Genomic DNA, 14,548 nt, shown 5'->3' with positions numbered 1-14,548 from the left:
GACGATTAGTAGAGGAAAGTTTTTGGAGGGGATAGCTCATATGAAAACAACAATTGCAGAAGTAGGCAAATTTGTTGGTCAAGAAGTCACGATTGGTACTTGGCTGGCGAATAAACGTTCAAGTGGAAAAATTGCTTTTTTACAGCTTCGTGATGGAACAGGCTTTATTCAAGGTGTGGTAGTGAAAAGCGAAGTGGGGGAAGAACTATTTCAGCAAGCGAAATCATTAACGCAAGAGTCTTCGCTATATGTAACGGGTATTGTGCAAGAGGATAGTCGCTCACCTTTTGGATATGAGTTAACAGTCACTGGACTTCAAGTGATTTCAGAAGCTGTTGATTATCCAATTACGCCGAAAGAACACGGCACAGAGTTTCTAATGGACCATCGTCATTTATGGTTACGCTCTCGTCGTCAACATGCGGTCATGAAAATTCGTAATGAAATTATTCGTGCGACGTATGAGTTTTTTAATGAGAATGGATTTACGAAAGTGGACCCTCCGATTTTAACGGGAAGTGCGCCGGAAGGAACGTCTGAATTGTTCCATACGCGCTATTTTGATGAGGATGCTTACTTATCTCAAAGCGGTCAGCTATATATGGAAGCAGCAGCGATGGCGCTTGGAAAGGTGTTCTCTTTCGGTCCTACGTTTCGTGCAGAAAAGTCGAAAACACGCCGTCATTTAATCGAATTTTGGATGATTGAACCGGAGATGGCTTTTTGTGAATTTGAAGAGAATTTACAAGTACAAGAGCAATATGTTTCTCATGTTGTGCAATCTGTCTTGAAAAATTGCCGTTTGGAACTAGATCGTCTCGGACGCGATACGTCGAAGCTTGAAAATATCCAAGCACCATTCCCGCGTATTACGTACGATGAAGCGATTAAATTCCTTCATGAAAAAGGCTTTACGGACATTCAGTGGGGAGATGACTTTGGTGCTCCACACGAAACAGCGATTGCTGAAAGTTATGATAAACCAGTATTCATTACGCATTATCCAACGACATTAAAGCCATTTTATATGCAGCCAGCGAAGGATCGCGAAGAAGTGGTGTTATGTGCCGACTTAATTGCGCCAGAAGGCTATGGAGAAATCATCGGTGGTTCTGAGCGTATTCACGATCTTGACTTATTAAGTGAAAGAATTAAAGAACATCAATTAGACCCTGAAGCGTATAAATGGTATGCCGAACTTCGCCAATACGGCTCCGTTCCTCACTCTGGCTTCGGTCTCGGCCTAGAGCGTACCGTCGCCTGGATCAGCGGCGTCGAACACGTCCGCGAAACCATCCCATTCCCACGCTTGTTAAACAGACTATATCCGTAAATAAAGAAAAGCGGAGCCGACTGTTTAGACACGACAAGCAAATGTTCTGGCGCTGAAAAGACGACAGTCTTGAAAGCGACAGGTTATTTGACTCGAGTGTCTAGGAGGCAGAGCTGGACAAAAAAGAAAAGCGGAAGGCGCTGATCAGCGACGTATGGACTGGAACGGGCCGATCGAGATAAAGGAAACAAATACCGCGCTCATGAAGCGCGGTATTTCTTCGCTCTGAAATGTCAATTCTCATTTTTATGAAAGGGTCGTGATATACTAACTATGAGGTGTACACAATGGAACAAAAAGAATTAGTCATGCAATGGATGGACGAGGGGATGATTAGCGTACCTCAAGTGCTATTTATGCATTATCGTCAATTACATGTATCTGAAGTTGAATTAGTATTGTTACTACAAATTTTTTCTTTTAAACAAAAAGGCCGTCACTTTCCTACATTTGAGGAATTAGCCAGTCAAATGACGATTTCTGCAAGCGACTGCGCCGTCCTTGTTAAAAAGTTGATGCAGCAGCAATTAATTACGATTGAGCAAGGAGATTCCACAGGATATGAGAGCTATTCGTTAAAGCCTCTATGGAAAAAGTTAGCCGAATATATGTTGCAACAGTCGAGACAATCAGCTTTGCAGCAAGCGATGAGCGAGGAGCAAGATTTATATTCGGTGTTTGAGCAGGAATTTGGTCGACCTCTGTCTCCGCTTGAATGTGAAACGTTGGCGATTTGGATTGATCAAGATCATCATGACCCGGTTATTATTAAAGCAGCACTGAGAGAAGCAGTCATTTCTGGGAAAATGAACTTTCGCTATATCGATCGAATTCTTTTTGAATGGAAAAAGCAAGGGATTGAAACACTTGAACAAGCGAGAGATTATGGTCAACGATTTCGCAAGCAACAATCTTCTCCTGAACAAGTACAGCGCTCGAAAAAAGCGGTTCATTTTTATAACTGGCTGGAGCAATAGAAAGGAGGAGAAGCACGTTGTTAAATAAACAACAAATTCGCTATTGTCTAGACGAAATGGCCAAGATGTTTCCTGATGCACATTGTGAACTGCGACACGACAATCCATTTGAACTCGTCATCGCCGTTGCATTATCTGCCCAATGTACGGATGCTTTAGTGAACAAAGTGACGAAGGGTTTATTTCAAAAATATAAAACACCGGAAGATTATTTGGCGGTTCCACTAGAAGAATTACAACAAGATATTCGCTCGATTGGACTATATCGCAACAAAGCGAAAAATATTCAAAAATTAAGCAAGATGCTGATTGAAGACATGAATGGGGAAGTTCCACAAACACAAAATGAGCTAGTGAAGCTACCAGGTGTCGGACGAAAAACGGCTAATGTCGTTGCGTCTGTTGCTTTCGGTGTACCAGCCATTGCGGTGGATACACATGTCGAGCGAGTGAGTAAACGGTTAGGGATTTGTCGCTGGAAGGATTCCGTTACAGAAGTAGAAGAAACGTTGATGAAAAAAATCCCGAAAGAAGAATGGTCGGTCACTCATCATCGCCTCATTTTCTTCGGGCGCTATCATTGCAAGGCGCAGTCGCCTAAATGTGAAGAATGTCCGTTATTAGACTTATGTCGTGAAGGGAAGAAGCGGATGAAAAGGAAGGCTAGTTAATGATAGAGATCGTTGTACCGGATAGCTTAAAGCACCCTTTGTTCTTTCAAGAGGAAACCGTTAAGCTTGTCACACCATCTAGCTTGATGAACGCTCCTTATTTTATCTATGAGCTTCAAGGAAAGGAAACTCCTTGGGAAAATCCCTCTTGTGGGTTAAAAATGGTTCAGGAGGCTTATCAATCGAGGCAAGCATTGATTGAGATATGCTTTAAGGAAGAAGGGGCAGAGGTTGAGCCGCTAATGAAGGCGGTGATTGCCTTGTTTTTCATGAGTTTGTTTTGGGGCAATCACGAGCCAGTGGTATTGAATGGTTGGAAAGAAAAGGCCGCTCTGTTTAATGTTAAGCCACTGAATGTAGAAGACAGGCTGTCATTTGTTCTTGCACGTCCGTTTTCTTACCAAGCCTATCGTCAAATAGATACGTTGATGACTGAACAACAGAAGCAATTTGCGAAGCATAGCTTACTAAAATGATCAAAAGTAAAGGGATGGCCAGTTGGCCATCCCTTTGCTCATGTTTCCGTTGGTTTTCCTTGTTGGCTATTGCCGCCGCCACCAGTTGAAGGTGTGCCGCCGCCATCTGGTGGAGTACCACCGCCGTTATCAGGAGGAGGAGTGCCACCACCATTGTTGTCACCACCGCCGTTATCAGGAGGAGGAGTGCCACCACCGTTGTTGTCACCACCACCGTTATCAGGAGGAGGAGTGCCACCACCATTGTTGTCACCACCGCCGTTATTAGGAGGAGTGCCACCACCGTTGTTGTCACCACCACCATTAGGAGGAGGTGTACCACCGCCGTTATTGTCACCATTCCCGTCTGGATTCTCTCCATCTGGATTTTCTGGATCAACAGGTGGAGTTTCAGGTTCTTCCGGTGTTGCTTCACCTGGGACTGTGACCGAAGTGGAGGCTGTACCAGCTGCTGCTCCATTTACAGTTGCAGTGACGGTAATATTATATGTTTGGCCTGGCTGTACATTGCTAATGACCGTTGACGTGCCGCTAACCGCTTGTGAAGCGCCATTAGAAGAAACGGTAAAGCTTGGCGAGCCTTCTCCATTGAAGGACCAGGAGACAGAAATGCTTTGAGAAGCTGCATCATAAGCTGCGCTTAAGCCTGTAATGCCATCTTTAGACTCTTCTTTCTCCTTTTCTTCTTTCTTAAAGTCATTAAACACCTTTTTCGGCTCTTCTCCTTTGACGAATAGCTCATATGTTATTTCGCTCTTAGGTACATTTTTTCCAGCGATAGCTGTTGGATTAGAGCCTTTGATAACAGGTAATTCAACAACGCTTTTCGGACGTTTGAAGTTTTTCGTTTCGACGTCGGAAGAGACTTCTTCCATTAAGTTTTTAAACAATTTTTTCGAAATTTGTTGACTTTCTTTCGATAAATATTCTTTTTTACTCGCATATCCTGTCCAGATTGCGGCTGTATAGTTCGTTGTATAGCCGACAAACCAAGAATCGGGCGAGCCGCTATTAGGGATGCCGAACTCTCTTTTTTCCTTTTCAGTATAGTTCGTCGTTCCTGTTTTTCCGGCAACGTGGAGACCTGGGATGTTGGCTCTTCTTCCTGTTCCTTCATCCATGACATCCTTCAGCACATCTGAAATCATATAAGCGGTATAATCGCTCATTGCCGCTTTCGGCTTAATGTCATTTTTAATTTCTGTATCTCCATCAGACAACACAATTTTCTTCACTGTGTGAGGCTTATTATATTGTCCTTCATTTCCGAAGGCCGCATAGGCACCCGCTAAGTCAAGCGGAGAGATGCCACTCATTGCACCGATGGAATTTGATTCGTTTTCAGATTCCTCTTTACTCAGTTGAATGCCGACATTGTTTAAAAATTCATTCGCTTTTTCATGACCGACTTCTTGGTATGTTTGCAAGGCCGGAATGTTGCGAGAGTAGACAAGAGCTGATCTCATAGACAGTGGTCCCATATAAGAGCCGCCAGCGTTACGAATAGGTGATCCGTTTGAATAAGAGTAAGGACGATCATCTAGTTGCTGGTGAGTGGACCATTTTAAGTATTCAATGGCAGGGCCGTAATCAACTAAAGGTTTAATGACTGAACCTGGTTGGCGTTGTTTTAAGTCAACTGCGTAATTGTATCCTCGTTCCACTTTTTGGTTGCGTCCGCCTCCGATCGCTCGAACTTCACCTGTTTTCGTATCTGTAAGAGCAACCCCTGCTTGGAATTCCTCACTTGGATAATTAATAATTTCTTCTGTATTTAATAATTTATCCATGTAATCTTGCGCACTACGATCGAGTGTCGTATAAATTTTTAAGCCATCAGAATACGGATTGTATTCTCCCATTTCTTGTACTTCTTCTACAACCATATCAATGAATGCGTTGTATTTTTTGTTCTCTGTTTCTTTTGGCTCTGTTAAATAAGCTGTGATCGATTCTTGTTTTGCTGCTGCCATTTCTGTGCTTGTGATTTTTCCATGTTGTTCCATTAAAGATAAAACGACATTTTTTCGCTTATCGGCACGGTCAGGATGTTTAAAAGGATTGTAATTGTTTGGACTTTGTGGCATACCAGCAAGCAAGGCGGCTTCATTAAGTGTGAGCTCATCCAGCTCTTTATCAAAATAATAGCCAGCTGCCGTTTTTATGCCGTGAATACCTCCAGACATATTCCCTGACATGAATGCTTTGTTGACATACATTTCAAAAATTTCTTCTTTAGAATACTGTCGTTCGAGCTGAAAAGCGAGCCAAGCTTCTTGTGCTTTTCGCTTTAACGTCTTTTCAGGTGTTAAAAACGACATTTTCACTACTTGCTGTGTAATCGTACTGGCTCCTTGAGAACCGAAGCCTTGAGTGATGTTGCCAATAGCGGCTGAGCCGATACGCAAAATATCGATCCCGTGATGGTCAAAAAAGCGAACATCTTCTGTAGCTAAAATCGCGTCTTTAACCATTGGGGGGATATCTTCGTATTTGACATATTCCCGATTTTCTGAACCGATGGAGGTGATATATTCACCATCTTTATCATAGATTTTTGAAGAGATCGGGTCTCTTAATAATGCCGCGTCTAAATCAGGAGTACCTTTAACCATAAAGGCAAACGTACCTACACCAGCCGCAAGAGAAAGGAACATGAGAACGACAAGGGTAAGAAATACTTTTTTGACGATCGATCGTTTGTTACTTTTTGCTTTGGTCGTTGCCGATTTTTTCGCAGGTCTTTTTTTCTGTTGTTTTCGTCTTTCTGTACGTGAACTGTATTGATCAGACATTTGTCTAATATCCTCGCTTTCAAAAGGAGTAAGTACACTCCTAAATTAATCTTTATCTAATATTAAAAGTGCAATTGATTAATAATAGATAAATAGGGAATCCGTGGATGAAGTCCTAATGGAATTTGAAATGCGACATGTTCTATTTCAGATTTGGTAATCGATTTTCTACCTCCATTTTTCATCCGGTCCCAAAAATCAAACAAGTGAGTAGCCGGAAGATAAAATATTTCTTCTAATGTGGCAAAACGGAGAATGACAAAGCTAATACCGTTTTGCTGTTCCACCATTTTCATATGCTCAATTTGATGCTCATGAAAATTTTGGAGTGGAAAAGAAGTGGAATTCCTTGTTTCCTTTGCTTCAAAATCCAAATATTTTCCCCTATACACCCCATTGTAATCCGTTGTCGAAGCTTGTTTGAAGTAAGCTTCTTTAATGACAGCTGCGCTCCTTTTAGGGTAATCCACTTGAACAATTTGGACGGGGGTGGGCTTTTTGTGAATCACCGCGATCCCACGCTCTAAATAATACTTATTTGTCTCGTTTAGATCCTCCTCAAGTGTCATTCCTCTGTTGCTATAGTTTTGCTGTTTCAATTGGGGCGGCGTGGATAATGCCTTTGATTGTGGAGCATACTTTTTTCCATTTGGATATTTTATCACCATTGAATACACCTCACAAGATAATACATATCATAACAGAAAAATTTATTTATGGGGTGTGAAAAATATCTGTTTTTGTAAATCGTGAAAAGAGAGGCTGATGAACGGAAACAGATACACCCATTAATTCTATTATACCCTCTTCTTTCGTATTCTGCATTTTTTGAAAAAATAGGTATTTGGGCTTTGTCGAAATGAGTGACACTAGTCGCAACTCTCTGCTTTCTTTGACGAATAGCTACTAGTTTTGTCAGACGTGAAGGAGATCAACTATGACAGACCGAAAACAATATAAAGCGAGGAAAGAACTATAAGAAAAAGGAGTGGTGAACGTGACAAGAGAAGAGGTATTACGCACATTGATGGAGATTGAAAAGACCGTCGGACAAATCGAAAGAGAAATGCAAAAACGTGTAGCTATTTTGCATAAAGCTCATTGCAATCGCCTCTGGAGAAAAAAAGAACTCATCTTAGAACGAATAGAACACCTTGAAGAAGGTGCAGACTATCTTCTTGCCGCTCCTTCTTCTTACAAAATGGTTCAATCATTCAAAGTGACATACGAGCCTTTATAATTCCTTTGCTTGAAGTATGACAGAAAAACTTATAGAATGTGAACATCTTATCAGGAATTGTTGCCACCAGAGGAGAATGTCAGATGAACGAACTTCAAAAACTAACGACTGAACTATTGGTAATCGTCAAAGAAGCCAATGAAATTTACCATGAGAAAAGAAAGACGAACGAAAAAGGGGACTTCTACGAAGAGGTTAAGCCGTTTGCTGATCGAGCAAAGGACGTGTCCACCCGCTGGAAAAAAGAAATAGACGAACAGTTACAGCAAAGGGGATTTAAATATATCCATCGACCGCAAGTGAAGGCACTAGTGGAAAATATCGAGTTAGTATCTGTCCAAGCCTTCTTTCCAGACACAAGCTACACGCGCTTTAAAAACTATATAGAATCAACAAGTTTCTTATTAAATAGCTTGCTGAACGAGTTGAAATGATGCTCACTTTTTCCCCTGCTTTTTCATACGATAATTATGAATAAACAGACAAGTAGGGGGAGAAAGAATGAATCCTTGGGAAGCGATGCCACCACGGCCTGAGTATTATATGTATCATCCGTATAGCCCTTCTTATCCTGCTTTTCACTCACAAGCTCAAGAGTATTCTTCATTTGCTGGCCAGTTGTTTGACCACCCGTTATATCACATGCAAATGCCGGAACAAAAGCAGCCCTTTTATTCGCAAATGCCCCTTGTCCCATATCCTAACCAATTACCACAAAAAAACACAGGTAATATGTTTATCCAATCGTTTAAAAATGAAGATGGCTCGTTTAATGTGAATAAAGCATTAGATACAGCAGGAATGATGATGAATACAGTTTCACAGCTAGGGAGCATTGTCAAAGGTGTGAGCGGATGGTTGAAAGTGTGAAGTAGATTAATGATTGACCGTAAAGGGACTATCTACCTTTTACGGTCTTTTTTGTGTATACCATTTCGTAAGTCAAATTACAACGATTCGCCAGTAGTTTTGTTTTGACAAAATACAGGTTTATTTAAGGGGGGCTCATCAATTAAAGTTTAATTAGTGCACGATAGAATGTTTAATATGTTGATGTTTATGATTAAAATGATTTGTTGCAATTCAAAATATCCGAGTGTTCCTTTGAGTCCCATTGTGGAAACTACTAATCACATCTAGTGAAGGGGTGCATTTTTTGTGGTGTACCACAATAGATTTGCGGTATACCGCAATGGGTTTACGGTGGCAGCTCTGTATTTATGTGTTAAGGTATTAAGTGAGCGCTCGAAACAAAAATGACGAATTTTTCCATAACTAGTTTGATAGCTATCGATTTAGTAGTTAAAACAGCTTAATGATTGAAATGCGTCTTGTTTTGAGAGGTTTTCAAGTCATTTATGACAATAATATAAAGAGCAATAAAGATGTTGTTGCAAAAAGTACATTTACAAGAAAAGTGACAACGGGTCCATATGCCGGTGGCTATTGGATTCGAGGAAAAGATGGTAGTTTACTTGTTTCAAAATTTAAACATTATAAAAAACAAGGGAGAGCTAGTGTGGTTAATGGTAAAGGGAGATATGACAGCGGAAAATGGAAACCTAAAAATCAATTTAGTAGAGCAAAACAAATATGGACGCTCACAGGTACTAATAAAGCTTATTACGACAGTAAATGAGGATAATTAAGAATAAAAGTAAGTGAAAAATAGGGGTCTTATTTCTTATAGGATCCCTATTCATATTGGGAGGGACATGGGCATAGTTTAAAGTGAAAAAGCCGAACGATGGTAGGAGAAATGAGAGGGTATTCCATGTGCTTCTATTTAATTATTGAGGTGAATAGGTAAGAATGAAGAAAATAATAATGTTTTTAATTTTTATTCAATTGATTTTGTTGTCTGTACTTTTATTCACTGAATACGATTCTTATAAAACGAATCAACTGCTTTATGAGGATACTACAAGTGTTTTAGTTGGATTTGAGAAAGAAAAACGTGAAACTAAAACCTTTTTAAACTATTTGCAGAAAATAGCAAAAAAATATGAAGTGACGATATCGAAATACGTTTTCCAAGAAGAAAATGATCTGATTATTTTTACAACTGATACAAAATTGAATAACGATGTGGACTTAAAAAGCGGGGATTACCCGCAGCTACAATCTAATGAATTCATATCTACGCTTAATACAGAGTATGAGAATCAAGTCGGAACGATGAAACGAGTAAAAAATGAGTTTAATATCACCATTAAAAATCTGAATCAAGTGAAAACATTTGGTGAAGATGGAGTTTACTACATCAAAACTCAAAATGATATGAAATTACAACAAATTTTATCAGATTTAAACAAAGATGCAGCGACAGTTAGTATATTGGAAAAGTACAATATTCCGATTTCAATGAACAATTCGACATTGTTGATAAGTGTGGGGATTGTTGCTCTTTGTATAGTAGTTGCGTTTATTTATTATTTGATTGATAGTTTGAAAGCAATGTCTATTTTACGGATAAACGGTTTTAGTTTGCAGAAGACGGTTTTGTATGTAATAAAGGATATTTTAAAACCTATACTCTTAGCTACTATTCTAGCTTACATCGTATGTGCTATGTACTATGGAATCGTTTATCGCATGGATTATTTTATTGAACTTAGCTTTTTATTCTTCCTTTGTTTCTTGGCGTTATTGTTTTTTTATCTGCTAGTTATCACTCTTTCTCTGTTCGTTATTTCAAAAAATCTTAAAACAACATCATCTATCAAAGGAAGAAAGCCTTACTTTTTTATAACCATTATTAATTATTGTTTGAAACTGATTTTCATCTTTTTTCTGTTGCTGTCTGCATACAAATTAATGGTGAATACAGCGGAATTAGAAAAGAAATCTGCTAATTTAGAGATATGGGAAAAAACACAAAATCTATATGCTACGAGAGTAACGTACAGCAATGCGATGAAAGACTTGAAATCTGAGTATTATAATAATATAAAGTTAAAACGTTTTTACGAAGAGTTAGAGCAAAGGCATCATGGGTTTTTAATAGATGCCGATAACTATTCAACAATGGATGGTCAGTTTGTATATGATTTAAATACAAAGGGTGAAGACCCTTCTCTTTCTCCACAGGGAAAGAGCATTACAATAAACATGAATTATTTAAAATATAACAAAATAAAAACGATAGATCGCTCGGTAGAAGAGCAATTAATAGATAATAATCATACGCGAAACCTGTTAGTTCCTCATAGATTGAAACCATTTAAGGATGAGATAATTAAAAACTATAAAAGTCATTTTTATTTCGAAAAAGTAGAGGTTGCTAATATTTATAATGAGGAAGTGAAAAAAGAGAAGGATGCGACTAAGGAAGACGAGTTATCTGTTAATATCATTTATGTTGAAGATAATCAGCATTACTTTACGTTTAATGAGGATGGTGGCGAAGCAGGTTATTTCATTACTGACCCTATAGCAATCATTGAAACTGGAAATGTTGCGGAGGCAGCTTATCTGCATTATCTGTCTAACTCATTCTATTTTTATTCAGAAAGCGACGATCCTTTCACTGAATTAATGCCGTCTATTATGAAAAATAAGGTAGAGTCTTCGATTCAACAAGTTGAATCTATTTATGATTTACATGCTCGAGAAATAAAATCATTGAAGGATAAAAAATTGATGAATAGGGTGATTATTTTAATATTAATTATGTCAAATGTTATTGTGACATTTAATATCATTGCTAGTCATTATCAAAAAAATAAAATGAAGTTATATATTAAAAAGTTATTTGGTCACAGTTTAATAAGAAGAAATTGGATAATGTTTTTCTTGTTAGTAACTATTAATTTATTTCCAACTCTATTTATGTTCGTGATGTTTGGAGGAGATTTACTGTTGATTGGTTTGTTTATCATCTTATTTGAACTTTTTGTTGCTATAGTGATAGAAAACAAGATTGCTCGTCATACATTTAATTCGATTATTAAAGGAGAACATTAAAGTTGATACAATTAGTGGATATTTCTAAACAATATCATGAAAAAAAGATTCTCGATCGATTCGACTTAAGGATAGAGAAAGGTGATTTCATTTCTATCGTTGGAGAAAGTGGTACAGGAAAAACAACTCTTTTAAATATAATCGGTCTTTTAGAAAAACCTGATGATGGTGAAATAATTGTTGATGGTATTAAGAATCCTTCTAACAAGCAAATTCTTCTCATGCAAAGGGAGAAATTCGGATATTTATTCCAAAATTATGCATTGATTGATAATGAAACAGTAGAAAAAAATTTATTAATTGCTCTTGCCTATAGAAAAAATCTAAATAGAAAAAAAGAGATTCAAGAAGCATTGGCTGCTGTGGGGCTTCCTGGTTATGAAAAAAGAAAGGTTTTTGAATTAAGTGGGGGAGAACAACAAAGAGTAGCCTTGGCGAGAGTAATATTGAAAAAGTGTGATTATATTTTAGCAGATGAACCAACAGGAAATCTCGATCAGAAAAATACAAGTACCGTATTTAATCTTCTCCAAGCTCTAAATCATGAAGGAAAAGCTGTAGTTTACGTCACTCATGATTTGGAGTTAGCTGATCGTGCAAAAAATAAAATAGAATTGTAAAATAGCTTTTGACAGTACATATTAAGAATGTTTGTCAATCAATATTTAAAACACAAACAAAGCCCCATCCGATTATGGATAGAGCTTTGTTTGTGCATTCTTAATGAACTTAGACAAATAAATGAAGACCTTAAATTCCAACTAGCAAACCAAACGTTTATTCGATAAACTAGTACATATCAATAAGGGGGCGACGTAAATGATCGGTAAAAAATCACTTTCAGACCTCATTCAAGAGTTAAGAAATAATGAAAATATTATCAACTGGCATGAGGTCGAACCACAAGAAGCGAAAACGAAGCCAATGCCAGATCATGTAGATATTCGTATTAAGCACGCCTTACAAAAACGTGGGATTGGCGAATTGTATAGCCATCAGCTGACGGCTTTTGAAACGGTACGAAAAGGAGAAAGTATCGTGGCCGTTACGCCGACGGCTTCGGGGAAAACATTATGTTATAACTTGCCAGTCTTACAATCTATTGTCGAGAATGAGACGAGTCGGGCGCTTTATATTTTTCCAACGAAAGCGTTAGCGCAAGATCAAAAAAGTGAAATGAACGAGCTAATTGATGAAATAGGAATCGATATTAAGAGTTACACATACGATGGGGACACGTCACCTGCGATTCGGCAAGTCGTGAGAAAAGCAGGGCATATTGTCATTACCAACCCAGATATGCTCCATTCAGCGGTTTTACCTCATCATACGAAATGGGTCAGTCTGTTTGAAAACTTAAAATATGTAGTCATTGATGAACTGCACACATACCGTGGAGTGTTTGGGAGTCATGTCGCCAATGTGATCCGCCGCTTAAAAAGAATTTGCCGATTTTACGGAAGTGATCCGATCTTTATTTGTACATCGGCGACGATTGCCAATCCGAAAGAGCTAGCCGAGCAGCTAACAGGAAACCCGATGCGCCTAATAGATGATAACGGAGCGCCAAGGGGAAGAAAACATTTTGTTTTTTATAATCCGCCTATTGTAAATAAGCCATTAAATATTCGTAAAAGTGCTACTGTCGAAGTCAATCAGCTAGCGAAGGAATTCCTTAAAAATAAAATTCAAACGATCGTATTCGCTCGAAGTCGGGTGCGAGTGGAAATTATTTTAAGTCATATTCAAGAGCTTGTGAAAGATCAAATTGCCACGAAATCGATTAGAGGATATCGCGGTGGTTATTTGCCGAAGCAGCGGCGAGAGATTGAAAAAGGCTTACGTGAAGGGGACATTTTAGGGGTAGTGAGCACAAATGCGTTAGAGCTTGGGGTAGATATTGGTCAGCTACAAGTGTGCATCATGACAGGCTACCCAGGAAGTGTTGCGAGTACATGGCAACAAGCAGGAAGAGCAGGGAGACGGCACGGCGAAGCATTGATTGTAATGGTCGCGAGTTCCACGCCAATCGATCAATATATCGTCCAACATCCCGCTTACTTTTTCGATCGCTCTCCTGAATCAGCGAGAATTAATCCTGACAATTTAATTATTTTAGTCGATCATTTAAAATGCGCGGCCTATGAGCTACCGTTTAAAGAGGGAGAACAATTTGGAGCGCTCGATGTACAAGATGTACTCGGATTTTTGGTCGAAGAACGAGTCATTCACCAAAACGGTAGCACCTATTATTGGGCGAATCAATCGTTCCCGGCAGGAGGCATTAGCTTGCGGTCAGCTTCGCAGGAGAATGTCGTCATTATTGACCAGTCAGAAACAGCGAATGTAAAAATTATTGGTGAAATGGACCGTTTTAGTGCAATGACCTTATTACACGACGAAGCGATTTATTTACATGAAGGCGTCCAATATCAGGTTGAAAAATTAGATTGGGAGCATAAAAAGGCGTATGTCAGAGAAGTGGATGTCGAATATTTCACAGATGCCAATTTAGCGGTACAGCTAAAAGTGTTAGAAATCGATCAAACGAAAAAGAGAGAGCGGGCTGCGGTTCACTATGGAGATGTGACGATTAATATACTCCCGAGCATTTTTAAGAAAATCAAATTAAGCACGTTTGAGAATATTGGCTCTGGTCCGATTCATCTGCCAGAAGAAGAATTGCATACGAGTGCGATGTGGATCGAATTAACGGAAGTAGACCCGACGATTAGGGAGCAAACGCTTGAGCAATTGCTGTTAGGTGTGGCGAATGTTTTGCAGCATGTTGTTCCGGTCTATGTGATGTGTGATCGTAAAGATATTCACGTCGTATCGCAAGTGAAAGCAACGCATTCTGGATTGCCGACGATCTTTTTGTACGATCATTATCCCGGTGGCATCGGACTAGCGGAAGACGTATATAAACGCTTTCATTCGATGAAAGAAGCGGCGATTCATTTAATTCAGCATTGTCCTTGTGAAGACGGCTGCCCTTCATGTATTGGAACCGAAATAAAAGGAATCGAAGCGAAACAACGAAGTATACAATTACTTAATCAATGCTAAGTTGATGTTTAATAGTGGTGT

13 protein-coding genes are annotated in these 14,548 nt (G+C 39.0%); 11 read left to right on the top strand and 2 right to left on the bottom strand.

Translation table 11 applies throughout. The features are described 5' to 3' along the window. Positions 1-40 precede the first annotated feature (40 nt). From asnS to ACSVDJ_RS10455, 4 genes are all read left to right on the top strand, one after another. Positions 41-1,333 (top strand): asparagine--tRNA ligase, encoded by a 1,293-nt coding sequence (gene asnS / locus ACSVDJ_RS10470; protein ID WP_439168600.1) that lies wholly within the window; start codon positions 41-43, stop codon positions 1,331-1,333. 287 nt (positions 1,334-1,620) lie between these two features. Then, positions 1,621-2,310, top strand: a complete 690-nt coding sequence (locus ACSVDJ_RS10465; RefSeq protein WP_439168598.1) for a DnaD domain-containing protein — start codon at positions 1,621-1,623, stop codon at positions 2,308-2,310. 17 nt (positions 2,311-2,327) lie between these two features. Further along, positions 2,328-2,981, top strand: a complete 654-nt coding sequence (gene nth, locus ACSVDJ_RS10460; RefSeq protein WP_439168596.1) for an endonuclease III — start codon at positions 2,328-2,330, stop codon at positions 2,979-2,981. After that, positions 2,981-3,457: a YpoC family protein gene (locus ACSVDJ_RS10455; protein WP_439168595.1), complete on the top strand. Its 477-nt coding sequence runs from the start codon at positions 2,981-2,983 to the stop codon at positions 3,455-3,457. The genes nth and ACSVDJ_RS10455 overlap by 1 nt, the downstream gene beginning before the upstream one ends. Positions 3,458-3,495: 38 nt before the next feature. Here the strand turns inward: ACSVDJ_RS10455 and ACSVDJ_RS10450 are convergent, their stop codons facing one another. Both ACSVDJ_RS10450 and recU read right to left on the bottom strand, forming a co-directional pair. Beyond that, positions 3,496-6,252: a PBP1A family penicillin-binding protein gene (locus ACSVDJ_RS10450; RefSeq protein WP_439168593.1), complete on the bottom strand. Its 2,757-nt coding sequence runs from the start codon at positions 6,250-6,252 to the stop codon at positions 3,496-3,498. Between the two features lie 62 nt (positions 6,253-6,314). Further along, positions 6,315-6,920 (bottom strand): Holliday junction resolvase RecU, encoded by a 606-nt coding sequence (gene recU / locus ACSVDJ_RS10445; RefSeq protein WP_439168592.1) that lies wholly within the window; start codon positions 6,918-6,920, stop codon positions 6,315-6,317. A gap of 329 nt (positions 6,921-7,249) precedes the next feature. On the opposite strand from recU, the gene ACSVDJ_RS10440 reads away from it, so the two are divergent. The 7 genes from ACSVDJ_RS10440 (at position 7,250) to ACSVDJ_RS10410 (ending at position 14,527) form a co-directional block, all read left to right on the top strand. Beyond that, positions 7,250-7,492, top strand: a complete 243-nt coding sequence (locus ACSVDJ_RS10440; RefSeq protein WP_094835449.1) for a hypothetical protein — start codon at positions 7,250-7,252, stop codon at positions 7,490-7,492. Between the two features lie 83 nt (positions 7,493-7,575). Beyond that, the gene (locus tag ACSVDJ_RS10435; protein ID WP_439168590.1) at positions 7,576-7,926 is read left to right on the top strand and encodes a DUF1798 family protein; all 351 of its coding nucleotides are present in this window, start codon (positions 7,576-7,578) and stop codon (positions 7,924-7,926) included. Between the two features lie 67 nt (positions 7,927-7,993). Beyond that, positions 7,994-8,362: a YppG family protein gene (locus ACSVDJ_RS10430; RefSeq protein ID WP_439168589.1), complete on the top strand. Its 369-nt coding sequence runs from the start codon at positions 7,994-7,996 to the stop codon at positions 8,360-8,362. Positions 8,363-8,807: 445 nt separating this feature from the next. After that, complete coding sequence (locus ACSVDJ_RS10425; RefSeq protein WP_439168588.1) at positions 8,808-9,131, top strand: lactococcin 972 family bacteriocin; 324 nt, start codon at positions 8,808-8,810, stop codon at positions 9,129-9,131. Positions 9,132-9,304: 173 nt separating this feature from the next. After that, positions 9,305-11,458, top strand: a complete 2,154-nt coding sequence (locus tag ACSVDJ_RS10420; protein WP_439168587.1) for a DUF1430 domain-containing protein — start codon at positions 9,305-9,307, stop codon at positions 11,456-11,458. Positions 11,459-11,460: 2 nt separating this feature from the next. Then, entirely contained in the window at positions 11,461-12,078 is a 618-nt protein-coding gene (locus ACSVDJ_RS10415) for a putative bacteriocin export ABC transporter (RefSeq protein ID WP_439168585.1), read from the top strand. Between the two features lie 202 nt (positions 12,079-12,280). Beyond that, positions 12,281-14,527, top strand: a complete 2,247-nt coding sequence (locus tag ACSVDJ_RS10410) for a DEAD/DEAH box helicase (protein ID WP_439169075.1) — start codon at positions 12,281-12,283, stop codon at positions 14,525-14,527. The last annotated feature ends 21 nt before the right edge of the window (positions 14,528-14,548 follow it).

This window comes from Bacillus sp. Hm123, from assembly GCF_051842975.2.
Lineage (GTDB): Bacteria > Bacillota > Bacilli > Bacillales > Domibacillaceae > Bacillus_CE.
The sequence above is the reverse complement of the archived record's forward strand: the minus strand, read 5'-3'. Positions and strand labels throughout refer to the sequence as shown.